Genomic DNA, 24385 nt, shown 5'->3' on the forward strand with positions numbered 1-24385 from the left:
CGTCCTCATGACATTTATGTGTGAAAAAATGCGGTACAGCGATGGATGCAATCGTTGTGATTGCATCCAAGTCGATTTATACGTTTTCAGGCAGTTTAAAGTCGGTGACAGATTCACGTAACGCCTCAGCCATGTGCGACAACTCAGTTACAGAACGTGCTGCTTCCATGGTGGTCGAGGTGGTCTGGTGGGTAATGTCTTGTACCACGTTCATCGTTTGCGAAATATTACCTGCAGAAGTGGACTGTTCACGTGCCGCTTCAGAGATGCTTTGAATCAATGTCGCTAAGTCACCCGATACGGTTTGAATCTCATCCAGTGCTACACCCGCATCTTTAGCAAGTGTCGTACCACGTACAACCTCTGTGGTGGTCAATTCCATTGAAGACACTGCTTCGTTGGTATCGGTCTGAATGGTTTTTACCAGTGATTCAATCTGCTTGGTCGCTGCTGCAGAACGTTCTGCAAGACGTTGTACCTCATCCGCAACCACGGCAAAACCACGACCTGCTTCACCCGCCATCGATGCTTGAATCGCAGCGTTTAATGCCAAGATGTTGGTTTGGTCGGCAATATCGTTAATCAGCGAGACAATGTTACCAATCTCTTGTGAAGACTCACCCAAACGCTTAATACGCTTAGAGGTTTCTTGAATCTGCTCACGAATGGTATCCATCCCTTGAATGGTACGGTTTACCACCGTTGCACCATTGGTTGCAATATTTACCGAACGCTTCGCAACTTCTGCTGACTCAGCTGCATTGGCAGATACTTGGTCAATCGACGCTGCCATTTGGTTAATCGCTGTCGATGCCCCTGCAATCTCTTGTGCATTATGCTCAGATGCTTCTGACAGTTGCATGGTCACTTGCTGGGTTTCTTGGGTATATTTCGCCACTTCTTCCGAAGTACTGTTAATACGAGAAACGAGGTCACGTAACTGATCGATCGCAAAGTTAATCGAGTCGGCGATCGCCCCTGTGAAGTCTTCCGATACCGTTGCATAAGAACGCAAGTCACCATCTGCCAAATCGGCGATCTCATCCAGTAATCGCAAAATCGCATGTTGGTTACGGTCATATTCTTCTTGCAGGCTTTGTACACGCACACTATCGGCACGGTTACGCAGCTGCAATAATTTATAAACCGCATAACCCAAGGCAATGATTGAAATGAGAAGCAAGATCGGCAAAAAGTTATGCCACAACGGCTTCACATCATCAGCCAGTGCATCAAGTTGCGCCAATAAATCATCCGATTTATCAAAAATAATCGATGATGCTTCACGCACTTGAACCAATTTGGTTGAATCTGCCAAGACTTGTTCAGCAGTTGCTTTTAGCACTTCATCATATTCTGTTTTGATCCCCGCAAGAATCTCACGCATATCTGCATCATTGATACGTTCTACGCCATATTCTGCACTACCGTTCAACTGACCATTGATATATTCACCAAATGTCAAGGTATCGGCATTAAAGTTATCCGCTGAATCGAGTGATGTGGTATCACCTGTAAGTACCGCATTAATCGAACGCAAAATACGCTCAGAAAGATAAACTTGGTTTTTGGTGAGTGCAACTTGCGATGCTGAATAGCCTGCACGAGTCATTTCATCGACCAGAAGGTTATACTCAGACTGCACCCCAGGAATGGTTTCAGAAATCTGCAAACCTTTCGCTTGCAAAGAAATAATCGTTTGTTGGTTTTTTACAATATCTTCAATCCGAGTATCAACTTGCGTCCACTCGTTCACCAACTTATCGACCGCTTCGTCATCAGAATGTTTATCCACAACGACATCGAGTTCTTCTTCAAACTTAGTCTGGCTTGCTTTTAACGCATCGACGATGGTCTTATCACCACGCACCGAGGCTTCAGCCGATTGACGAGAAATTTGCTGTGAAAGCAATTGCAACTCACCGATACTTCGTGTCAATTGCGTCTCTGTCCGACTTGTCCACATCATCCATACAAAGAAAATGAGGGTAAATACCAAAGCAACTAAGAGTATCGTCAAATAGCGAAGAGACTGCTGGCGATCTTCACCAAAGAATCCCGCCAAACGATCCAATTCATTTTTAAATCGCAAAGAAGCGGCACTGCTTCCTTTTGATGATTTCGATTTATCTTTTCCCAAACCCAAAGCCATATAAGCTCTCCCCTATTTCACCCGATAGTCCATCAACCGCTTTGCTTATAAAGATGGATTCATAAACTGCTGACTATTAAAAAGATCCCGCAACATAAACACATGCCAAGGCTTATTTTTATCCATAAAATAACCTTGGCAATAGGGTTCAAGCTGACCATTGAGATCTTTTGACTTTTTAAAATAACTTTGTTTATTAAAGTGTTGAATACCAAACACCTGATCAACCATCACACCACAATAATGCTCAGGATGGGTCAAACACATCACTTTACCAAAACGCCCCACTTCAGATTGCTGATCTGCAACAAAGGCAGGCAAATCCGCAATCGACAATAACCGACCACGGATATTGGCAATCCCACACGACCACGCTTTGGTATTCGGCACATGCGTCCATTCTGGCGTATAGATCACCTCAGCAACATCACCCAGCGGTGCAACAAAATATTGACCAAGCATCTCAAATGCCACACCAGACCAACGTTGCTCTGGATCAATCTGGCTGACTTGTCTTTTTTTGCCCCGATCCGCCAACCGTAGCAGTTCAATGAATCCTTGCGTTGCCATAATTTTTCACTTTATGTATTGAGGTGCTGTTGGATAACTTCGATCAACTGCTTTTCTTCCACAGGCTTGACCAAATAATCTTTCGCCCCTTGGCGCTTGCCCCACAAACGATCAGTTGCCTGATCCTTGGTACTGACAATAATGACAGGAATATGTTGAGTCTCTGATGCACGGGTAATTTGACGTGTCGCCTGAAAACCATTCACCCCAGGCATCACCACATCCATCAGAATCAAGTCAGGCAACTCCGCTTTCGCCATCGTCACCCCATCAGCGCCATTGCTGGCTTCGATCGTTTCAAAGCCATTCTTTTCTAAAATTTCTTTGAAGCGAAATGTTTCTGTTGGTGAATCATCAATAATTAAGATGCGTGCCATGTTTTAATCCTAGTCGACTGAATATCGCAAATAGTTATACTGCGACGTGATTATTAATTGCTTCGAACAATTCTTCTTTACTAAATGGTTTGGTGAGGTACTGCTCAGAACCGACAATTTTACCTTTGGCTTGGTCAAACAACCCATCTTTACTCGAGAGCATAATCACTGGCACATTTTGATAGTTTTGATTATTTTTAATCAATGCGCAGGTTTGATAACCATCTAAACGTGGCATCATAATATCGACAAAGATAATGTCAGGATTGGTATCGACGATCTTTGATAGCGCATCAAAGCCATCTACTGCACTGACCACTTGGCACCCTTCACGTTGTAGCAAGGTTTCTGCTGTACGACGAATGGTTTTTGAATCGTCGATGATCATCACTTTTAAATTCTGAAGTTTATCTTCCATTTGACTGTTTACCCCAAATCATTTTGTACTTAACGAATAAAATACATTTTATTGCACTCTTTGTATCATAGTTAATACAAATTTCCAATATTTCGCATCATTTCTTACAGCTTTATTTTGCAACTTAGCAGTCAGATCGGATTGGAAACTGCAAATTTTTCCGCAGTTTTCAGCTGATATGCCACCAGTTCTCCGCCCCAAACACAGCCTCCATCTACAGCGATGATATTCTCCCGAATTGGTTTCGCCTGTAATGCCGCCCAGTGTCCAAAAATGATGCGATGACTGTGTTCAATTTCACCGATAAAATTGAACCAGGGCTGATAGCCCGCTGGCATTGGATCATCCAAACCTGCTTTAAATTCAAACTCAAGCGCAGATTGCGCATCGCTCAATCGCATGCGTGTCAAATAATTGGTGATGACTCGAAGTCGTGTATTTTCAGTGAGCGCCTCATCCCAGACATTGGGCTGGCTGCCGTACATTTCCTTGAGAAAATCATCAAGTCGCTCGAGGTCTGCCTGCAAGACTTGCTCGACTTCGCTTGCATACTCAGTGACTTGCTCTATCGACCAAATATGTGGCACACCCGCATGTACAATCGCAGTGTGTTCGTTGCTATTTTGATCTATGGTTTCAATCAATAAAGGCTGATGACGTAACCAATCAATCAGATCACTGCCATCTAAGGCATCAAAAATATCTTGAGTACGATCTTTTTCTTTGATTTTTTTGATGCCTCGTGCGGTGGCGATCAAGGTCAGATCATGATTACCCAAAATCGTTGCGGCAGCCTTTTGATCATAGAGTTTTTTCACAAAGCGTAAGCAAGAGAGTGAATCTTCACCTCGTGCCACCAAATCACCTGTAATAATAATAAAATCTTGACTGGCATCAAACTGAATTTCTTTAAGTAATGCTTTGAGCGCTGCAAAACAGCCCTGTAAATCACCAATCGCATAGACATGGCGATAATCTGTAATATCAATTTTCATTTTACAACGAACCAATTTTCAACTATTTAGCGCATCAGCAATTTTCTAAAATTACCAATCCACTGTTTGATTTGAGAACACACTTGCTTTTAAGACACAGCTTGCTTTTAGAATAAGGTCACGCACGCATCCGACAAGGCAATAAACTGCGCCAAGCTCAACGTTTCAGGGCGAGCCATCGGATCAACCCCTGCTTTGGCAAAACCGTCATCATCCAGTTTTCCTTTTAAGCTATTGCGCAAGGTTTTACGACGTTGAGTAAACACATGCCCAACCAATGCCGAAAGATTGGCTTCATTCTGTGCTTGAAGTGGTTTTTCTGCATATGGCTCAAGACGAAATACCGCACTGGTCACTTTCGGCGGTGGATTAAACGCACCCGCAGGCACTTCGAACAAATAGGTCGCCTTACAATAATACTGCAACATGACAGAAAGACGACCATAGGTCTTACTATTCGGTGCGGCAGTAATGCGCTCGACCACTTCTTTCTGCAACATAAAGTGCATATCTTGAATGATGTCGCCCTGCTCGACCAAATGAAAGAGCAATGGCGTAGAAATGTTATACGGCAAGTTCCCGACCACACGAAGCGGTTTATCTAACGCCAATTGCGCAAAATCAAACTTCAGTGCATCGGCTTCAATGATATTTAAACGATCTGGATAAGGCACACGGCTTGGCAAGCCTGCTGCCAAATCTCGATCAAGCTCCACCACAGTCAATCGATCTACTTCACCAATGAGTGGCGATGTCAGTGCGGCGAGTCCAGGACCGATTTCCACCACATTATCATCATGGCGTGGATTGACCGCACGCACGATTTTTTCAATGACCCGCTGATCATGTAAAAAATTCTGCCCAAAGCGTTTGCGTGCTTGATGCCCTTCTTGCTTGGGATTGAGGGCATTGATTTGATACATGTCTTGTCCAACTTCGATTTAAATAAGAAATATAAGGTGCTTAGCGCCGTCAATGTTCATCAGATTGAATTGCATCGACTAACAGTGATTGTCCGTTTGATCACCACTAGCCATTTGCAATGCCAAATCAGTCGCCACCATCAGGCTTGAACTACTGGCACGACCCGTACCCGCCAAATCAAGCGCTGTACCATGATCGACCGAGGTGCGAATAAACGGTAAGCCCAAAGTGATATTGACCGCTTCACCAAAGCCTTGAGATTTTAGCACGGGAAGCCCTTGATCGTGATACATCGCCAACACCGCATCGGCATTTTTTAAATGCTCAGGATTAAAAAGTGTGTCGGCAGGCATGGCTAAGCTGATGTTTACGCCATTTTGTTGATAGCGTTTCAGCACAGGATTAATAATGCGAATTTCTTCATCACCGAGATAACCATCTTCACCTGCATGTGGGTTCAGTCCACACACCAATATTCTTGGCTCAGCAATATGAAACTTGCGCTGTAAATCGGCAACCAGGATATCAGTCACTTGCTGAAGACGCTCTGTAGTGATGGCATCCGCCACTTGACGCAGTGGTAAATGTGTCGTGACCAATGCTACTCGAAGTGACTTGGTTGCTAGCATCATCACTACCCGATCGACACCCGCTTTTTCTTGAAAAAATTCGGTATGACCGCTAAATGCAATGCCTGATTCGTTAATCACCGACTTTTGCACTGGCGCAGTGACAATCCCTGCACAGGTATCTTGTAATGCCATATTCGCCGCAAAATCAAGCTGACGAATCACATAATCGGCATTTTTTAGATTGAGTTGCCCTGCGACTACAGATACATTCACAGGGATGTGATGCACGAATAATTGCCCATCTTCTGCAACGCAATCTTGCCCCTCATAGTCCATCAACTCGACATCAATACCAAGTTGCTCGGCACGTTTTTGCAATAGCGCTTTATCCGCAAGCACCACGATCGGACGCACACCTTTGCGCTTCGCCAAATCCAAACAAATATCTGGACCAATCCCAGCAGGTTCTCCACTGGTGACATAAAGCGGGCTAGGTTTATTGATTGGCTTATTGATTGTTTTACTATTCATCGCATACTGATTCAGTTTAGAATTTTATCTATTGTCGCAAGATTTTCAGCAAAGCAAAAGAATTTCTCCCATGTTTGAACAATTCCAAGACATTCCTTATCAAGCCATTACTGATTTGGGTGATGTCCAGCTGATGGTCAAACGTCTTGATCTGGTTCATCCCAGCATTTCAGGGAATAAATTCTTTAAGCTCAAATACAACCTGATTGAAGCACGCAAACTTGGATATACACAGTTACTCAGTTTTGGTGGTGCCTATTCCAATCATATTTATGCGCTTGCCCACGCAGCACAGCAATACGGTTTTGAAAGTATCGGCATCATTCGAGGTGAGGAATTACAAGATCAAGCCTTAAATCCGATGTTAGCAACGGCGTCCACGCTCGGCATGCAGTTGCAATTTATCAGTCGCCAAGATTATCGCCGTAAGCATACGCCTGAATTTTTAGCGGAATTACAACAGCGCTATCCAAATGCCTACATCATCCCCGAAGGCGGCAGCAATGATTTAGCCATCCAAGGTACGGCGGAGATTTTAACGGATTTTGATCGAGAAAACTTTGATGTGATCTGCTGTGCGGTCGGCACAGGTGGCACCATTACTGGATTAATAAATGCTTCGTCACCACAGCAAAAAGTCATTGGTTTTTCTGCATTAAAAGGTGATTTTTTAGATGATGACGTGCGAAAGTGGACAACAAAAAACAATTGGCAAATATATTCTGACAATACATTCGGTGGTTATGCAAAATATGACCAGCGCCTACTCAACTTTATGGAAAATATGCAACAAAAATATCAGCTCCCACTTGAGCCGATCTATACAGGCAAAGCCTTTTATCAACTGTGGCAGTTGATACAGCAACATCATTTCACTGCATCAACTCGGATTTTATTTATTCATACTGGTGGCTTACATAAAGATTCATCTGACTAGATGTAACTTTTACACCCAACCATCGCCGATCGGCTGATTATCCAGAAAAACCACCAAGCCTTTGATCACGCGATAAATGTACCAAATCGCCACCGCAAGCAGAATCAAATAACCAACCAGAATTAAAGACAAGACCCCGCCAATCAAACCACCAATCAGCGAATACCAAAAGGTTTTGATCTGCCAGTTAAAGTGGCTTTCTAGCCATGTGCCTTTGACTTCGTCACGTTTTAAATAATTCATGATAATGGCGACAATACTGGTGATCCCAATCAGCAGGCTAGCAACGTACAGCCCATAAATAATCAAGGTGTATTGTCTTAAATCTGCATTTGAAGTGTGTTCATTCATATTTTTAATCCTTCTTTGTGGGGTGATAACATCATACAGCGATGAAAATTTATAATGAGAATTATTACCAGATCACCCGTTGACTATATCAGCTTTCCACTTGCGAATCGAAGAAATCAAATAATTCGCAACAAAACTTAATATTTCACGCATTGTGAAAACGCTGACGCTTAACTTTCGGCTTTTTAATTTAGACTTTCTATTTTGTTTTTAGACTTTCTATTTTAAGCATGCCGTTTATACTACGCCACAGCGCAACACTTTTTAGACCCACACAATGCAAGCAAACCCGCCCAAGTTAAACGACATAAACGCTTTTGATGTCATCGTGATTGGTGCTGGTGCCGCAGGACTGATGTGCGCAGCGCAAGCAGGCAAACGTGGACGCAAGGTTTTAGTGTTAGAAAAAGCCAACAAAGTCGGTAAAAAAATCCTCATGTCGGGTGGCGGTAAATGCAACTTTACCAACTACAGCATCGAGCCTGACAACTATATTTGCCACAATCCACATTTCGTCAAATCTGCACTGTCGCAATATACCCAGTGGGATTTCATTGGCTTAGTGCATGATTATGCGATTGCCTATGAAGAACGGGATCTCGGTAAATTGTTTACCCTAGACGGCGCCAAACACATTCTGAATCTATTGCTGGAAGAATGTGCAAAAACCCATCATGTCGAAATCCGCACTTCTGCCGAAGTCACTGATGTCCAAAAACTGCCTTCAGAAAATGATGAGGTGAATCCTCAGCAGTTTATCGTCAAAAGTAGTCTTGGTGATTTTTCTTGTCATTCCCTTGTCATTGCAAGTGGTGGACTCTCCATCCCAACTTTAGGTGGCTCGGGCATCGGCTATCACATCGCCAAACAGTTTGGACATCAGGTTTATCCGACACGTGCAGGACTTGTGCCCTTCACCTTTAGTGATCAATTTAAAGAAAGTACCGAAAAACTCAGTGGCAATGCCATCGTCTGCACGCTATCTAACGACAAAGCCAGTTTTACCGAACCACTACTGTTCACTCATCGTGGACTCAGCGGTCCAAGCAGTTTGCAACTTTCAAATTATTGGCAAAGTGGTGAAACGTTCTATATCGACTTTTTACCGCAACATGATTTAAAACAAATTTTGATTCAGCAAAAACAAAAAAATGCCAAAGTATTACTCCGTACGATTTTGAATGATTATTTCCCGAAAAGTATCGTGCTTGAATTGCAAAAGCTGATGTGGGCTGAACTGAGCGAACTCGCCATTGGGCAATGGTCAGATCAAAAACTGCTGAGTCTTGCTGAATTGATGCACCATTATCCAGTCAAGCCGTCGGGTACAGAGGGCTATCGCACAGCAGAGGTGACTTTAGGCGGTGTAAATACCGATGAGGTGTCGTCAAAAACCATGCAAAGTAAACTGGTCGAAGGATTATATTTTATTGGGGAAGTGGTCGATGTGACAGGACACTTAGGGGGGTATAATTTTCAGTGGGCGTGGTCTTCGGGATATGTGGCGGGTGCTGTGGTGTAGCATCCATGCTGTGTTTTTGATGTTGTGATATTTAAAATTAAGAATGTCTTTAAAAAATCAGCAACCTCAAAATGTCCTTTGGGAGAGTCTCAATTTCAAAATTCAAGTCAATCTAAGATCCATCGCGATTAGCGATGACGGACTAGATTTAGCTTTCGCTCTGAAACCTGATAACTTGAACTCAAGTTGTCTTGGCTTTGGTCAGATGTTTTCTTGTCACGGACAAGATTAATCGCCGAACCCACGACATAGATTGCAGTACCCAGCATAAATGCGGGAATAAATTTTAAATGTATTGGTTGCTTCATATGATTTAGCATAAAACCAACCTCCTTTAAGTTGAGCAGTCTTGATGCTAATCAATTTGTATCAAGATTTTTCTCATGTTGTCTGACAATTTACCCAGAGCGTGATCAAGTTAACAAAAAAGCCACCGAAGTGGCTTTTTTTAATGCAATCTAAACATATTCTCAAATTGTGAATTAAAATTGAAGATTAATTCAGCTTATTGATCTTTGTTTGGATTCAAGTCGATATCCGCAACATTTGGTGGTAAATCCACTTTTGCATCTGAATCAGTTGTCGTTGACACTTGAGATTCAGGATGCAAGTTAAGATCGGCACTGGCTTTCGGAAGATCAACCTTAGCATCCGAGCTTGAATCTGCACCAGCATCAGTCGATTGCCCTGCCAGTGGATTTGGTTTTTTACCTTCCGATTCAGCAGTATCAAGCAGCTTGGTTAATAAGCGTTCCGCAGGTGCTCGACCACCGAGACCGAATGCCAAAGCAAAGGCAATCGCCACGCCACCGAGTGTCAGACCAAAGGCAAGATTAACGATCGAATCTGCAATGCCCATCGCACGTAGACCCATTGCAATGACCAGACCCATCACCAAGATGCGCACCAAATTACCCAACCAGCGAGAGCTGTTATATTCACCACGTTGGATGACATTGCCCACCGTATTCGCAAGCCAAAAACCAATGACTAGAATCACTGCGCCGAGCAAGATACTTGCACCGAACTGGATAAACATGCTGATCAATTCACTGACTTGAGTAAATTCAAGACGATTTGCAGCTTCAGAAGTTGCAAATAGCATGGTGAAAAATACGATCAAGAAACCGACAAAACTCGATACTTTTTGCTCACCAAGGAAGCGTTGTACATCGAGTTTGGCAGGAATATTGTCAATGCCTGTGCCCGCAAGTAGCTCAGCCACCAATTGCCCGACAAAGCGAGACACTACATAGGCAATAATCAAAATAATCGCCGCACCGAGAATATTCGGAATCGCCGCCATGATTTGATTGAGCATCGCTGTGGCAGGTTGTGAAATCGCTTCTACACCAAGCGCATCAAATGCGATAATTAACGCCGTAATCATCACGATGGTAAACACAAATGAACCAAGCAATTTTGGTAAATTTGACGATTTAAATACACCGAGCTTTTCAGCTTGTGCTTGCAGTCCAACACTACTCAGCAAACCTTCGACAATACCTCGAATGATTTTCGCCAAGATATAACCCGCAAAAACGATAATGCCAGCGATAAATAAGTTTGGAATAAAGGTAATGGCTTCAGTCACCATCAATTGCACTGGTTCAAGTAGACCTGTTAAGCCCAAAATTGACAACACGATCGGCAAAAATAGCAACAAGATCAACCAGTAGGCAATATCAGCAATATTCTTACTGACAGGTGCCACACCGACATCATTGCTGAGCTTTTCATCCAAATTGGTACTTGCCAACACACGGGTTAACCCTGCACGTACCAAAGTTGCGAGGAGCCAACCGATCAATGCCACTGCAGCCGCAGCGATCAAGGTCGGGATAAATGCAAGCACTTGTCCGATCATATTGGAGAATGGTGCACTGACTGACTCAAGATTGAGTACATTCAGTCCTGCAACCACTGCAATAATCATGATGAACCAAAACACGATCCGTGCAAAAAGCTGTTCAATATTGGTTGAATTTTGCGTAGAACGACTCAGCTTGTCATTCAGACCTGCGGAGCCTAATAATTTTTTCACACCACCAGAGATCAGTAGCGCCACAATCCAGCCGACGATCAAAATCGCAATCGCCCCTAACACTGGATGAAATTGATCCCATAAATATGGAAAGTTTAGACGGTGACCACCGCCCGCACCGAAGTAGTCATTCATAAAATGGCTCCCCTATTTTTACGTTTTTGTGATTAACATCACGATTTCTCATGATTTCTTTAGTTTACACAAGCCTCTACAGAACGCAAGCCGATGTAAAAATGCCGTTGTCTTTCTACTACAGTCTCATTTACACAGCTTTATACAAAACTTTTTATACAAAACTTTATACAGCGTTTTTTTACAGAATCACGCAGACCTATTGCGCAGTCGCTGTATCACTGGCAACAGCGCTATCCGTTGCAGTCGCTGTATCACTCGCTGTTGCTTGATCTGTCGCAGTGGCTTGATCTGTACCGATTGGTGCTGGTGCTTGTTGCTGTGTTTCATTAGGTGCTGAAGCAGGCTGTTCTTTATGATCATTAAAGCTAAAGAGCATATATACCAACACCGCAATGAAGAATGCCACAATCACGAATGCAATATATTTAGTCCGTTTTTTCTTTTCCGTTGGACTAATTTCTTTTGGATCATTGTTAGGTTGTTGCGAATCCATAGCCGTTCCCCTTCATTAATCTGTCTACTTTTTACTCTAACATAGTCATTTTTGATCAAATGTATAATTTTAATAACAATATTGCAGTGTTTTATAATTAAAAATGGGCTGTAAATTACATGCTAGATTCATTTTTCTATAATTTTTAAGCAGGCTACAAATCAAGTTGGCTACCAAGTGAACCATTTTTCATGATTTCGTAAATCGTTTGATTCTCCTTGCGTGCAGGATTAAGGGGTTTATAATGGCTCGCTTATTTTTTCGAACTGAATATTTATGTCGTATCGCCTTACGCCGATCAGCCTTTCACTGGCAACCGATGTCACGCATCGTTGTTGGCTTCATCGCAGTCGTGATGAGCATTTGATTGGTATTATTGAGCTGACCAAGCCCGATAGTGAGCTGACTTGGAACGACATTGAATATTGTCGGCGCCGAGTTGAGGAACTTTCTGTGATGCCTTTTCCAGATTGTATTAATGCGCTAGTGATTGATATACAAACATTTATCCCTCAGGTCGATCAAGAATTTATGTTGCTGGCTTGGCGCTTACAAGAAGAAGATTGTCCGATTCGTCTAGTGGTCACGGCGGAACAATTTGAGCATTATGCCAGTATTTTTGACCCAATTTTAATTGCCACTGATGTGCACGATGCGGTGCGAGAGATTCGTCAATCGTTGGATATGTTTGTACATTGAGCACCAAGGCGCTGGCGCTCGATACGTCTTGTCTTTACCAATAATTTTCCACTGCAATATTACCCTCACCACGCCGATTCATGGTCAAGCCAATGGATTTCAGTGCTTCTTTGGTATCTTCAACCATTTGCGGATTACCACACAACATCACGTGACTGCGATCCGCTTTCAATTTTAAATCTGCTGCGCTTTCTAGCTCACCCGACAAAATCAGTTTGGGTAAACGCTGATTGAGCTTTGCCAATGGATCACGTGTCACGATCGGCAAGAAAGTAAAACTCGCATCCTCTTCAGCAAACATGCTTTGAATTTCACCGATCTTGTCCACATAAGCCAGCTCATCAGGAATGCGCACACTGTACGCCAACACGATATGTCGATAATTTTGCCAAGTCGCAAAATCTTGCAGCATCGAAATAAATGGCGCAACCCCTGTCCCCGTTGCCAATAACCATAAATCTTGTGGCAATGGCTGTTGATAACGTGCCAAAGTCAAAAAGCCGTAGGGAATCTTTTCCAAATAAATTTGGTCGCCTTCTTTGAGATATTGTAAGCGAGAAGTAAAAGCGCCATCTGGCACCACAATCGAAAAAAACTCCAAGGTCTCTTCAAATGGCGAAGACACCACCGAATACGCACGTACCACCATTTCCCCATCCACATCAATCCCGATGCGGGCAAACTGCCCTGCGGTAAAGCGGAAATGCGCTGGACGTGTCATGCGAAAGCTAAACAGATTACTCGACCAGCGTTTGACGGAAAGTACGGTTTCTAAAGTAAATTTATCTTCGGACATGCGGACTTCATGGCATACTATAAAGCGCTCATGTTAGCATGACTGATTGCAGTTCTCACCTGTTTGTCCAAACTGATTGACCAAACAAATTGCACCAACTGCAATGTTCTTACTCTTTGTCCTAAAGGATCTGATTATGCGAATGACACTTCGCCAGCTCGCAGTTTTTGTTGCTGTGGCACAAGAAGGTACTGTCACCAAAGCCAGTGAAGCGGTACGCCTCACGCAAAGTGCTGCCAGTATGGCATTGTCAGATTTGGAAGATGGACTCGGCTCCCCCCTGTTTGACCGCCAAGGTAAACGCCTACAACTCAATGATTTAGGACGTTATTTACTACCACAGGCTTTAGAAATCTTAGGACGCTGTGAAGCCTTTGAGCAGGCTGCCAAAGGCGAGCTACAAGGCATTGATTTACGACTCGGTGCGACACTCACCATCAGTGACTATCTTGTGCCAGATTTGATGGCAGATTTTTTATTACAACAGCCGAATGCACATCTCCAACTGCAAGTGGGCAATACCCGTCAAATCATCGAAGCGGTCAGTCAGTTTCAGCTCGATTTAGCGTTAATCGAGGGTTCATGTCATCTACCGCAATTACAATGTATACACTGGCAGGATGATGAACTGGCGGTATGCTGTGCGCCAACGCATCCATTGGCACAACTTGAGCGGACGTTAACGATTCAAGATTTTGATGCGGTAGAGTGGATTCTTCGTGAAGAAGGCTCAGGCACACGTGAAGTGTTTGATCATGCGATTTTACAAGATTTACCCAATGCCAATATCCGCCTCACGCTTGGGCACAACGAAGCGATTTTAAAAATCGTCGCAGGTGGTATGGGCGTCGCTTGTGTATCCAAATTAGCGATTCAGCCTTTCCAAGAAAAATCACAATTGGTGGTGCTCGACACGCCGTTTTGGGAGCTGACTCGTCCACTATTTATGCTGGTACACCGTCAAAAATATCAGGGACCGGGATTAAAAGCCTTGATGCAATTCTGTGAATCGCAAGCGCAAAGCAAAGAGGCTTAAAATCGCTTTGAATCATGTTAGCAACGGTTTAAATTACCATCGACTATCACTTTCGCAGGCATCGCCGTCACCATCGCCATCCATTTTGGTGCCAGGACAATTTGCCACAAACCAATCCGCTTCTGCCTTCGAGTTCATCTCTGAGCAATGTACTCGACCATCACACTTAAATCCTTGTGGATTACTATCCGCCTGAGTATTGGCAACAGAAAGTGTTTCTTCATTTACGGACTGATTGGCTAGATCTTGGCGATGTAATGATTTTTGCACAAAGTTATAGACGAAGATCCCTGCACTGATTACCGCAATCACAGTAAGCATCCACACCAATGGCGATGTTGCCTCTTCTCGTTGCGATTGTTTTTGCCGAGGTTTTGATATGATCCTTTCAGGCTGATGCATGCTTTGCACTTGCTGTACGTCAGGATAATCCAAGCGAGTGATATTCACCGCTTTGGCTTTATTGGACTTTTTATCCTGAGCAACTGCAAAGGTCAATCGCTCACCGACTTGCGGTAAAACGCCTTTTGGAAAATCTTTGATGTGAAAAAAGATGTCTTGACCTTGATCATTTTGGATAAAACCAAAGCCACGCTCTTGATGATAATTTTTAATTTTTCCAGATTGAATCATGTCGTTCTCAAAAGCGCTTCACCATGCATCAATAACATTGGTGAAGCGGAAATATTTTTAAATTGATATAGGTTTATGATTTTTAATCAGTTTATACAATCATTGAATCGTTATCCTTTTTGCACCGAACCAAAGATTTTATCCCCTGCATCACCAAGACCTGGGATGATATAACCCTGCGCATTGAGACCATCATCGATTGAAGCGGTGTAAATCCGCACATCAGGATGTGCATCTTGTACCCGCTTAATCCCCTCTGGCGCTGCCACCAAGACCATCACCCGAATATCTTTACAGCCACTTTGCTTGAGTACATCAATCGCCGCCACCAGCGAGCTACCTGTCGCCAACATCGGATCGATAATCATGGCTATCCGATTATTCACATCAGGTACCAGTTTTTTATAATAAGTGCGAGCCTCTAGCGTCTCCTCGTCACGCTCCAAACCAAGCACACTGACTTTGGCACTTGGAATCAGATTCAATACGCCTTCAAGCATGCCTATCCCTGCACGTAAAATCGGCACAATGGTAATTTTCTTACCGACCATACGCTGTGTAGTCACCTTCCCTGCCCAACCATCGATCTGAAAATCTTCAACAGGTAAATCTTTGGTCGCTTCGTAGGTCAACAACATGGTGACTTCCTGCGCAAGCTCACGAAAGTTTTTGGTGCTGATGTCAGAACGACGTAATAAACCCAATTTGTGACGAATGAGTGGATGATGGATTTCTTGAATGTGCACGAATGCCTACCTTAAATGGACTACGATCAAACAGTGGCTATGATAGCAATTTTCCGCTGTCTTGTAATTAGGTGCTACGCCATTTAAAGCATGCAGGCTTGATTCATTCTCGCTGTGCATACGTGTTTATTTCGATCATATTTACGTCATGTTAGGAGCGTGTTTGGGATGTATTTTCAATTCATGCTTGCGAGTAATTGATCAAATTGACTTTTGTTGGCTATTTTTGCGCTGTGCTTTTCGATTTTTCCCGATCCATTCGTAGCACACTCCACATCCCGTCCCACTGCGACAAGATCAGTTCAAATTTCACTTTTGCAGGTTTGATTTCATAGCCCTGTTTACTGTCATTTTTCACACAAAATTGCAGTTGTACTGTATAGGTCATCAAAGCAATTTCTGTATTGACCACTTCAGGCAGATAGACCTCCTTGCTGGCTCGTTCTGCCACAAAGCTGTAGCCATGTATACCACCGATCTTTTTGGAAACATCGATAATAGGCGCAATCCAACCTTCGGTATAACGCCGACCTGCTTCCTCACCCTGTTCGAGCATCGCAATGTCGACCAATGCCACCGCTTGTGCCTTATCATCATGTGCCAGTGCCTGCATAAAGGCATCTGCGACCGCATTGGGTTGCTGGCGATTTAACTGTTGCTGTTTTAATTGTTGCGGATTTGACTGGGTTAATTTGGCTTTTGGAATCGATGCAGCGCATTCCTCATACAGGCTGGCAAAGCTCGGCGCTGAATAGGCAAAAATGCAGATACTCAACATGCTATAGATCATTGGCTGAATCATATTTTGAGGCTGTTTGATCATCTGCTGTCATCCGTGAAATATTGTCATCTTTTTATCACAATAATCTGTATTTTTTCTAAATACTACGTTGATGTTGTATACATATTTTCAGCTAATTTTGATCGTGTATTTTTGAATAGACATAAAAAAACCACAAATCGAAATTTGTGGTTTTTTTAAATTTATGGTTTTTTGAAGTGCTTTACAAGCTTACTGCACGACAGCAATTTTTGCCAATTCCGCAAATTTGAGTACAGGTTCTGGGTAGATACCGAACAGCAGTACCAACAACGCCGCCGCCAAGACCATGATCCCGCCAGCAGACTGTCCCCAGTTGCCTTGCGCATCAATACGTGGCTTCGATGGTGCGGTCATATACATCACCACCATAACGCGTAGATAATAGTACAAACCAATACCACTACCAATGATGATCATCGCTGCCAAGAACCAGTTGGTTGCTGCAACAGCCGCTAAGACTACCACGAATTTTGCGATAAAGCCTGCGGTGAGTGGAATACCTGCCAAAGACAGCATCATCACGGTCAAGGTCGCAGTCAATACTGGACGGCGCCAGAATAGACCACGGTAATCCGCCAAGCTCTCTGCTTCATCCAAATTGTTATATGGGCTAGACATCAGCGATACCGCACCAAATGCACCGATTGTGGTCAATACATAGACTGCAATATAGACCGTGATGGTGCTGACACTTGATACATCGGTGCTGACCAACGCCACCAACAAATAGCCAAAATGTGCAATTGATGAATATGCCAAGATCCGTTTGATATTGACCTGCGTCACCGCAAGCAAGTTACCAAAGACGATCGACAATACCGCAATCACCGTCAATACCGTCATCATGCCATCAAGCACCAAAGTACCTGAAGTCAAGAAATAGCGTAGCGCCAAGCCAAGCATCGCAACTTTGGCAACCGTCGCAAGGAAAGTCGCCATTGGTGTTGGCGCACCTTGATAAACATCCGAAGTCCATTTGTGAAATGGCGCAAGTGACAATTTAAATGCCACACCGAAGACCACCAAACCGAGTCCAACCACAACCAATGGCTCATGAATGACTTCGACCACTTTCATTGCTGAGGCAGTGAACGACATCTCGCCTGTATAGGCATACATATAAGCGAAGCCCATCAACATCATCGCCGAAGCGGTGGCTGACAAGACCAGATATTTCACACCTGATTCTAAAGATTGTGAACGCTGATAAGTATATGCCAGCATGCCATAGACAGGAATCGACATCATTTCTAAACTGATGAAGAACGATGCATAGTGGGTGCTTGCCACCATCAACATTGCACCAGCAACAGAGCTGAGCAATAGAATGTAAAGTTCTTCTTTGCTGTCTTTGAAGCTGTCAATATAGGCATGTGACAAGGTACAGCACGCCAATGCTGCGATCAAAATCATCAGCATATAGACCAGTGCAAACGGATCGACGGTAAACAAGCCCATCACACTACTTGGCTGTACGCCTTGCCAAAACTGCCACACGATATATGCCGCAGATAGATTTAAACCGATGACACTAATCGTCGCAACCAAAGTATGATTACGTTTGAGCGCTACCAACAACATTGCAATAATCGCTGTCACAGCAACGATCAATACAGGTGCGAGTGGCATGAGCTCCGAAATTTGTAATGTGAAGTTCATGGCTTATTGCACCTCCATCGGTGAAATCTGAGTCATTGGTTCGACCACTGTATTCACATGTGGAAGATAGCTATCCACGATCCATTGCATACTGGAGTTAGACACATCCAAAATGGTTTGCGGATATAAACCTAGCCATACCAAGCCAACCACACAGATCATTAAGATCCCAATTTCACGCGCTGAAAGATCTTTCAGTGGACTTTGGTAATGTGATGCATGTTCAGGATTTGGTGTACCAAACAATGCACGGTGGATCAAAATCAAACCGTATAAACCCGCCAACACCAAACTTGACGCCGCAATGATGGTAAATACAGGATAACGCTCAAATGAACCCATCAAGATCAGGAATTCACCGATAAAATTACCAAGTCCAGGCACGCCAACCAAAGCCGCCACAAAGAACATCAAGAAAAATGGCAAATAACGGAACTGACCACGGATACCGCCCATCAGACGCATATCACGGGTATGTAGACGCTCGTAAATTTGACCACACATGATGAACAATGCCGCAGAAGACAAACCGTGTGCCAACATCATGATCATCACACCTTGGAAGCTAATAATGTCGCCAGCGTAAATTGCCAGCAAAATAAAGCCCATATGTGAAATTGAAGTGTAAGCAAGCAAACGTTTCATGTCGGTTTGTTGATACGCCAAGAACGCACCGTAGAACACACCGATCAAGCCGAGAATAATGGCAATATTGGCAAATTCTGCTGAAGCCTCAGGGAAGAATGGAATCACAAAACGTAGCAAACCATACGCCGCCGTTTTGATCAAAATCCCTGCCAAATCCACAGAACCCGCTGTCGGTGCTTGTGCATGCGCATCAGGCAACCAACCGTGTAATGGGAATACAGGTAACTTCACCGCAAAACCAATGAAGAAACACAACATCAACGCATAATCTAAACCATGTGGAATTTGCGTACCGAGCAAGTCCATATAGTTAAAGGTCAGACGCGCTGTTTCAGGGCTCATTTGCAGTTGTTGGGTATAGTTGATCAACACCAAGGCAATGATACCCACCAACATGATCAACCCTGACACTTGCGTGTAGATAAAGAATTTGGTTGCTGCATACACCCGTGAACGACCGTTCGAGCCTTTGTGTCCCCACAGTGCGATCAAGAAATAGATCGGCACCAACATCATCTCCCAGAAGAAGAAGAACAGGAACATATCAATGGCAAGGAATACACCGATAACACCACCCAAACTCCACAATAAGTTCAGGAAGAAGAAGCCTTCGTTCTTTTGAATCTCAGACCATGAACAGCCTACTGCGAGAATACCCAGTAATGCCGTCAATGCCACCATCAGCATCGACAAACCATCTGCCGCCAAGTGAATGCTAATTCCAAAGGTTGGAATCCATTGCACCATAAACTCAGCCGCCCATTCAGGTGTTGCACCTTGTGGTTCAAACTGAAAATTACCTTGTTGCCATAGCATCAACGATAGGACTAAAGTAATCGTCATACCGATCAAAGCGATCCAACGTGTGACATTGGCACCCGCTTTAGCAATGATCCAACAAATAAAACCCGCAATAAAAGGAACTAATATCAGCGCAGGAAGAATCCAATTGTTTTCCATCTTATAACCCCACCTGCTTGACGATTAGGATGATCACTAACACAACAACACCTAAAGCAATACTTGACGCATATTCACGTAAAGACCCTGTTTGTCGCCAACTGGTAAATTTATGACCACCTTTGACCACCGCAGGAATCATCAACCACAATCCATCGACAGGATCACGACCAAGAATACGTGCAAGCAATAAATATGGTTTCACAAACACTAAGTCATACAAGGCATCAAATCCAAAGGCACTACGCCAAATGTGCGCAACACCTGCACCAAACGACGTATTTGCCAGTTTTTTGACTGAACCATATGCGAAAGCAAATAGGATAATACCAAGTACTAAACCAGTCAGTGCAATCCCGACTGCATACAATTCAATCGTGTGCTTATAGTGCTCAAGATCAGCTGTCATGGTAAATGCAGGGATATTTGCTTCAGACAGAATATTCAACACAGGCATTTGTAATACTGCACCCACCGCAGTTGAAAGCACTGCCAAGATCGCTAGTGGCAACCAATAGCTCACCCCTTTAATCTCGTGATAATGAGTTTTCTCTTCACCGAAGAACACCACCCAAATCAAACGGAATGTATAAATCGAGGTCAAGAATGCACCTGCAACACCAACCCAAAACAATGTGCCGTAGGTTTCGATACCTGTGGTATGACCATGCGCCCACACTTGCCAAAGAATCGCATCTTTAGAGAAGAAGCCGACCGTAATAAATGGTAATGCAGCCAATGCACCGCCACCGATGGCAAAGCAAGCAAATAAGAATTTATTGCGCTTAAACAAACCACCCATTTTGAAAATGTTTTGCTCATGATGATAGGCTAGAATCACCGCACCAGAAGACAAGAATAATAATGCTTTAAAGAATGCGTGAGTGAGCATATGGAACAGACCTGCTTGATAAGCTTCTGCACCAACAGCCATAAACATATAACCGAGCTGACTCATGGTCGAGTAAGCAAGAATACGTTTGATATCGGTTTGTACCAATGCCGCAAAGCCTGCAACCAGCAACGTCACTGCACCAACGATGGAGATAAATTGCAAAATCTCAGGTGCCATTTCAAATACAGTATAAGTACGGCAAGTCAAATACACCCCTGCTGTCACCATCGTTGCTGCGTGAATCAATGCAGACACTGGTGTAGGACCTGCCATCGCATCAGCAAGCCAAGTTTGCAGTGGAATCTGAGCTGATTTACCTGCTGCACCTAAGAACAACATCAATGCTGTCCAAAATGCAATATTGCTATCAGTCAAAATGGTTTTGGCATTTTCAACAATATATACCGTATCTAATGTGCCAAACTGTTGATAGAGCAAGAACAAGGCAATCAATAAGAAGACATCACCAACACGTGTTACGGTAAATGCTTTGATCGCCGCCCAACCATTGGCAGGATTTGAATAATAAAAACCAATCAACAGGTATGAACACAGACCTACACCTTCCCAACCCAAGAATAACAACGCCAAGTTGTCACCGAGTACCAACACCAACATACTCGCTACGAACAAGTTGAAGTAAGAGAAGAAGCGTGCATAGCCATCTTCACCACGCATATACCATGAGGCAAAGATATGAATCAGTAAACCAACACCTGTAACCATACCCAACATGAGTAATGATAAGCCGTCTAAGTGCAAGCCAAAGGTCGTGGAAAAATCACCGACATTAAACCATGTCCATAAGTATTGATTGTAGGCAGTACCGTCTGCTTGAACGAATTCAATCCCAGCAAACAATGCCACCAACGCTGATAAACCGACTGAACCAACACCGATCAGTGCTGCCACATTTTCAGAAAGTTTATCGCGACCCGCCGCCAATAAGATAAAACCAATCAGCGGAAATAGAATTGTTAAATATAAATAACTCATCCGCGCATCTCACTAGCTGCATCCACATCCAAGTGATGGAAGCGGTGATAAAACTGAAGAACGATGGCAAGTCCGATACATGCTTCGGCTGCTGCCAAAGTCAGAATCAAAATAAACATGATCTGACCATCAGGCTGTGCCCAAACACTGCCCGCCAAAACAAATGCCAAAGCAGCGGCATTCATCATCACTTCCAGACTCATCAGAATGAATAATAAATTGCGACGAACCATGACCCCACAAAAACCCAATGCGAAAAGAATCGTCGCAAGGATGAGTCCATGTTCGATAGGAATATGTCCCATTAGCCTTGCTCCTTTTCTTTGCCAGCAATCACATTGCGATTGGTATTACTTTGTGCAATATCTTGTTGCTCTTCAAATGGATCACGCTTACCGAGGTGGTAAGCTGCCACCAATGCTGCAAGTAACAACATCGCTGCCACTTCTACCAATAATAAGTAGCGAGTAAACAATGCGGTACCGACCGCTTTTGGTCCAATCACTTCTTGACCCATGAGCGGTAGATTATGAGTATCACCTTTGCAGATCATCCACACCAACACCACAGCGATGACAATACTCAACGCTGCAGGCCATGCCCATGTTTCAGAGGTTAACCACGATTTTTCTTGTAAAACCGTGTGTGAACCAAGGTTCAGCATCATCACCACGAACACGAACAACACCATGATTGCCCCTGCATAAACGATGATTTCTAATGCACCAGCAAATGGCGCACCGACGATAAAGAAAATCCCCGCGACTGCAAGTAAAGAGACGATCAAGCTCAGCAAAGCATGGACAGGATTCGAGTTGGTAATTACTCGAATGGTCGAAATAATGGCTACCAACGCCATCAAATAAAATGGCCACATCATGGTAATAGACTCCGTACATCGACTGGCGCACTCTCACGTTGCGCTTGTCCTTTTTCTTTACCTGTCACCGCCATACCTGTGACACGGTAGAAGTTATAGTCAGGATATTTACCTGGTCCAGAGATCAGTAGATTTTCTTTTTCATAGACCAAATCTTGACGCACATATTCGCCAAGCTCAAAGTCTGGGGTCAACTGAATCGCTGTGGTTGGGCAGGCTTCTTCACACATCCCGCAGAAAATACAACGAGAAAAGTTGATACGGAAAAATTCAGGATACCAACGTCCATCTTCTTTCTCTGCTTTTTGCAGTGAAATACAACCTACTGGGCAAGCTACCGCACACAAGTTACATGCGACACAGCGCTCTTCACCATCAGGGTCACGCGTCAGCACAATACGACCACGATAGCGTGGTGGTACAATGTCCTCGCCTTTGACTTCTGGATACAAAATTGTGTCACGTGGACGAGTGGCATGGCTAAACACCATAAATAGTGAACGTACAATCGTTCCTGCACCGACCACGACTTTCCCTAAGGAAGCTAACATATTGATCATTTTCTTCCTGCCCTCCTTAGTTCAACCACAAAATGCATGCGCCAGTGACCAATAAATTGACCAAAGCTAAAGGCAAGCACACTTTCCAACCAAAGTTCATCACTTGGTCATAACGTGGGCGAATCAACGAACCACGTGCCAAGATAAACATCATCATAAAGAATAAGGTTTTGATAATGAACCAGAATACAGGTGGTACAAATGGAATTTCGAGATTAAACGGCGCAAGCCATCCACCGAAGAATAATGTGGTCATCAATGCGGAAATCAGAATAATGTTCACGTATTCAGCAACGAAGAACATGCCCCATTTCATCCCGCCATATTCGACGTGATAACCTTCTGCCAATTCTTGCTCAGCTTCAGGTTGGTCAAATGGATGACGATGCGTTACTGCCACACCCGCAACCACAAAGATCAAGAAACCTAAGAATTGAGGAATGATAAACCAAACATCACGCTGTGCTTCAACGATTTCACGCAAGTTAAATGAACCCGCAATCGCCACCACACCCATCAATGAAATACCCAAGAACACTTCATAAGAAATGGTTTGTGCCGCTGAACGTAGACCACCAAGCAAGGCATATTTGTTATTCGAAGACCAACCACCGAACAATACCGCATAGACTGCAATACCTGCCATCGCCATAAAGAACAATAGCCCGATATTCATGTCCGCCACACCGAGCGACGGACTCACAGGAATCACCATAAAGGATAAAACCGCAGTCGCCATCGCCACAGCAGGCGCAAGACGGAACGTCAATTTATCTACAAACTTTGGCGTCCAGTCTTCTTTGAACATGATCTTAAGCATGTCGGCAACGATTTGGAACATGCCAAAAGGACCAACACGGTTTGGACCATAACGGTCTTGCCACAACCCTAGCAAACGACGCTCGATAAATGACATTAACGCTGCCATCAGTACCACCACAAGCATAATAACAATCGCTTGGATCACCAAGAAAGCGGTTTCATAGCCGACTGCCCAACTTGGTAGAACGCGTAAAGATTCATTCATGAT

Annotated in this window: 26 protein-coding genes; 4 read left to right on the forward strand and 22 right to left on the reverse strand. The window is 43.8% G+C overall.

The features are described from left to right. Nucleotides 1–76 precede the first annotated feature (76 nt). From BLQ60_RS11020 to pdxA, 7 genes are all read right to left on the reverse strand, one after another. Complete coding sequence (locus BLQ60_RS11020; protein ID WP_092620280.1) at nucleotides 77–2152, reverse strand: methyl-accepting chemotaxis protein; 2076 nt, start codon at nucleotides 2150–2152, stop codon at nucleotides 77–79. Between the two features lie 45 nt (nucleotides 2153–2197). Beyond that, nucleotides 2198–2722 (reverse strand): chemotaxis protein CheW, encoded by a 525-nt coding sequence (locus BLQ60_RS11025; RefSeq protein WP_092620283.1) that lies wholly within the window; start codon nucleotides 2720–2722, stop codon nucleotides 2198–2200. A gap of 11 nt (nucleotides 2723–2733) precedes the next feature. Further along, nucleotides 2734–3099 carry a response regulator gene (locus tag BLQ60_RS11030; RefSeq protein WP_092620286.1) on the reverse strand — a complete coding sequence of 122 codons (366 nt, stop codon included), beginning with the start codon at nucleotides 3097–3099 and terminating at the stop codon, nucleotides 2734–2736. 34 nt (nucleotides 3100–3133) lie between these two features. Then, nucleotides 3134–3517 (reverse strand): twitching motility response regulator PilG, encoded by a 384-nt coding sequence (pilG, locus tag BLQ60_RS11035; RefSeq protein WP_092620289.1) that lies wholly within the window; start codon nucleotides 3515–3517, stop codon nucleotides 3134–3136. 131 nt (nucleotides 3518–3648) lie between these two features. Beyond that, entirely contained in the window at nucleotides 3649–4512 is an 864-nt protein-coding gene (locus BLQ60_RS11040; RefSeq protein ID WP_092620292.1) for a symmetrical bis(5'-nucleosyl)-tetraphosphatase, read from the reverse strand. 107 nt (nucleotides 4513–4619) lie between these two features. Beyond that, nucleotides 4620–5435, reverse strand: a complete 816-nt coding sequence (gene rsmA / locus BLQ60_RS11045) for a 16S rRNA (adenine(1518)-N(6)/adenine(1519)-N(6))-dimethyltransferase RsmA (RefSeq protein WP_092620295.1) — start codon at nucleotides 5433–5435, stop codon at nucleotides 4620–4622. A 78-nt stretch (nucleotides 5436–5513) separates the two neighbouring features. Beyond that, a complete protein-coding gene (gene pdxA, locus BLQ60_RS11050) occupies nucleotides 5514–6539 on the reverse strand; it encodes a 4-hydroxythreonine-4-phosphate dehydrogenase PdxA (RefSeq protein WP_092620298.1) in 1026 nt (341 codons plus the stop codon). A 70-nt stretch (nucleotides 6540–6609) separates the two neighbouring features. On the opposite strand from pdxA, the gene BLQ60_RS11055 reads away from it, so the two are divergent. Beyond that, nucleotides 6610–7476 (forward strand): 1-aminocyclopropane-1-carboxylate deaminase/D-cysteine desulfhydrase, encoded by an 867-nt coding sequence (locus tag BLQ60_RS11055; RefSeq protein ID WP_092620301.1) that lies wholly within the window; start codon nucleotides 6610–6612, stop codon nucleotides 7474–7476. 9 nt (nucleotides 7477–7485) lie between these two features. Here the strand turns inward: BLQ60_RS11055 and BLQ60_RS11060 are convergent, their stop codons facing one another. Continuing rightward, on the reverse strand, nucleotides 7486–7827 hold the full coding sequence (locus BLQ60_RS11060; protein ID WP_092620304.1) for a DUF4870 family protein: 342 nt from the start codon (nucleotides 7825–7827) through the stop codon (nucleotides 7486–7488). Nucleotides 7828–8104: 277 nt separating this feature from the next. Here BLQ60_RS11060 and BLQ60_RS11065 point away from each other — a divergent pair, with 277 nt between their 5' ends. Continuing rightward, complete coding sequence (locus tag BLQ60_RS11065; RefSeq protein WP_092620307.1) at nucleotides 8105–9349, forward strand: BaiN/RdsA family NAD(P)/FAD-dependent oxidoreductase; 1245 nt, start codon at nucleotides 8105–8107, stop codon at nucleotides 9347–9349. A gap of 128 nt (nucleotides 9350–9477) precedes the next feature. On the opposite strand, the gene BLQ60_RS11070 is transcribed toward BLQ60_RS11065, so the two are convergent. The 3 genes from BLQ60_RS11070 to BLQ60_RS11080 form a co-directional block, all read right to left on the reverse strand. After that, a complete protein-coding gene (locus BLQ60_RS11070; RefSeq protein WP_092620310.1) occupies nucleotides 9478–9669 on the reverse strand; it encodes a hypothetical protein in 192 nt (63 codons plus the stop codon). 185 nt (nucleotides 9670–9854) lie between these two features. Beyond that, nucleotides 9855–11528 carry a mechanosensitive ion channel gene (locus BLQ60_RS11075; protein ID WP_092620313.1) on the reverse strand — a complete coding sequence of 558 codons (1674 nt, stop codon included), beginning with the start codon at nucleotides 11526–11528 and terminating at the stop codon, nucleotides 9855–9857. A 199-nt stretch (nucleotides 11529–11727) separates the two neighbouring features. After that, entirely contained in the window at nucleotides 11728–12024 is a 297-nt protein-coding gene (locus BLQ60_RS11080; RefSeq protein ID WP_092620316.1) for a flagellar basal body-associated FliL family protein, read from the reverse strand. Nucleotides 12025–12300: 276 nt separating this feature from the next. On the opposite strand from BLQ60_RS11080, the gene BLQ60_RS11085 reads away from it, so the two are divergent. Next, entirely contained in the window at nucleotides 12301–12723 is a 423-nt protein-coding gene (locus BLQ60_RS11085; protein ID WP_092620319.1) for a hypothetical protein, read from the forward strand. Nucleotides 12724–12757: 34 nt separating this feature from the next. Here the strand turns inward: BLQ60_RS11085 and BLQ60_RS11090 are convergent, their stop codons facing one another. Further along, nucleotides 12758–13519 (reverse strand): ferredoxin--NADP reductase, encoded by a 762-nt coding sequence (locus BLQ60_RS11090; RefSeq protein ID WP_092620322.1) that lies wholly within the window; start codon nucleotides 13517–13519, stop codon nucleotides 12758–12760. Nucleotides 13520–13655: 136 nt separating this feature from the next. On the opposite strand from BLQ60_RS11090, the gene gigC reads away from it, so the two are divergent. Further along, complete coding sequence (gene gigC / locus BLQ60_RS11095; protein ID WP_092620324.1) at nucleotides 13656–14555, forward strand: LysR family transcriptional regulator GigC; 900 nt, start codon at nucleotides 13656–13658, stop codon at nucleotides 14553–14555. A gap of 33 nt (nucleotides 14556–14588) precedes the next feature. Here gigC and BLQ60_RS11100 read toward each other — a convergent pair whose 3' ends face one another. The 10 genes from BLQ60_RS11100 to nuoH all read right to left on the reverse strand — a co-directional run bounded on the left by BLQ60_RS11100 (nucleotide 14589) and on the right by nuoH (nucleotide 24382). Beyond that, a complete protein-coding gene (locus BLQ60_RS11100; protein WP_092620327.1) occupies nucleotides 14589–15188 on the reverse strand; it encodes a cold shock domain-containing protein in 600 nt (199 codons plus the stop codon). A gap of 110 nt (nucleotides 15189–15298) precedes the next feature. Next, nucleotides 15299–15934: a uracil phosphoribosyltransferase gene (upp, locus tag BLQ60_RS11105; RefSeq protein WP_092620330.1), complete on the reverse strand. Its 636-nt coding sequence runs from the start codon at nucleotides 15932–15934 to the stop codon at nucleotides 15299–15301. A 220-nt stretch (nucleotides 15935–16154) separates the two neighbouring features. Beyond that, nucleotides 16155–16757 (reverse strand): hypothetical protein, encoded by a 603-nt coding sequence (locus tag BLQ60_RS11110; protein ID WP_092620333.1) that lies wholly within the window; start codon nucleotides 16755–16757, stop codon nucleotides 16155–16157. A 189-nt stretch (nucleotides 16758–16946) separates the two neighbouring features. Continuing rightward, the gene (gene nuoN, locus BLQ60_RS11115; RefSeq protein ID WP_092620336.1) at nucleotides 16947–18416 is read right to left on the reverse strand and encodes an NADH-quinone oxidoreductase subunit NuoN; all 1470 of its coding nucleotides are present in this window, start codon (nucleotides 18414–18416) and stop codon (nucleotides 16947–16949) included. 3 nt (nucleotides 18417–18419) lie between these two features. After that, nucleotides 18420–20024, reverse strand: a complete 1605-nt coding sequence (gene nuoM / locus BLQ60_RS11120) for an NADH-quinone oxidoreductase subunit M (RefSeq protein ID WP_092620339.1) — start codon at nucleotides 20022–20024, stop codon at nucleotides 18420–18422. Between the two features lies 1 nt (nucleotide 20025). Continuing rightward, nucleotides 20026–21915: an NADH-quinone oxidoreductase subunit L gene (gene nuoL / locus BLQ60_RS11125; protein WP_092620342.1), complete on the reverse strand. Its 1890-nt coding sequence runs from the start codon at nucleotides 21913–21915 to the stop codon at nucleotides 20026–20028. Continuing rightward, nucleotides 21912–22220, reverse strand: coding sequence for an NADH-quinone oxidoreductase subunit NuoK (gene nuoK / locus BLQ60_RS11130; RefSeq protein WP_092620345.1), 309 nt, complete (start codon nucleotides 22218–22220; stop codon nucleotides 21912–21914). Before nuoK ends, nuoL begins: the two co-directional genes overlap by 4 nt. After that, the gene (gene nuoJ, locus BLQ60_RS11135; protein WP_092620428.1) at nucleotides 22220–22792 is read right to left on the reverse strand and encodes an NADH-quinone oxidoreductase subunit J; all 573 of its coding nucleotides are present in this window, start codon (nucleotides 22790–22792) and stop codon (nucleotides 22220–22222) included. Before nuoJ ends, nuoK begins: the two co-directional genes overlap by 1 nt. Next, on the reverse strand, nucleotides 22792–23346 hold the full coding sequence (nuoI, locus tag BLQ60_RS11140; RefSeq protein ID WP_092620431.1) for an NADH-quinone oxidoreductase subunit NuoI: 555 nt from the start codon (nucleotides 23344–23346) through the stop codon (nucleotides 22792–22794). The genes nuoJ and nuoI overlap by 1 nt, the downstream gene beginning before the upstream one ends. 25 nt (nucleotides 23347–23371) lie before the next feature. Next, nucleotides 23372–24382 (reverse strand): NADH-quinone oxidoreductase subunit NuoH, encoded by a 1011-nt coding sequence (nuoH, locus tag BLQ60_RS11145; protein WP_092620348.1) that lies wholly within the window; start codon nucleotides 24380–24382, stop codon nucleotides 23372–23374. Nucleotides 24383–24385 lie beyond the last annotated feature (3 nt).

Origin of the sequence: Acinetobacter marinus (assembly GCF_900096915.1) — a bacterium.
Lineage (GTDB): Bacteria > Pseudomonadota > Gammaproteobacteria > Pseudomonadales > Moraxellaceae > Acinetobacter > Acinetobacter marinus.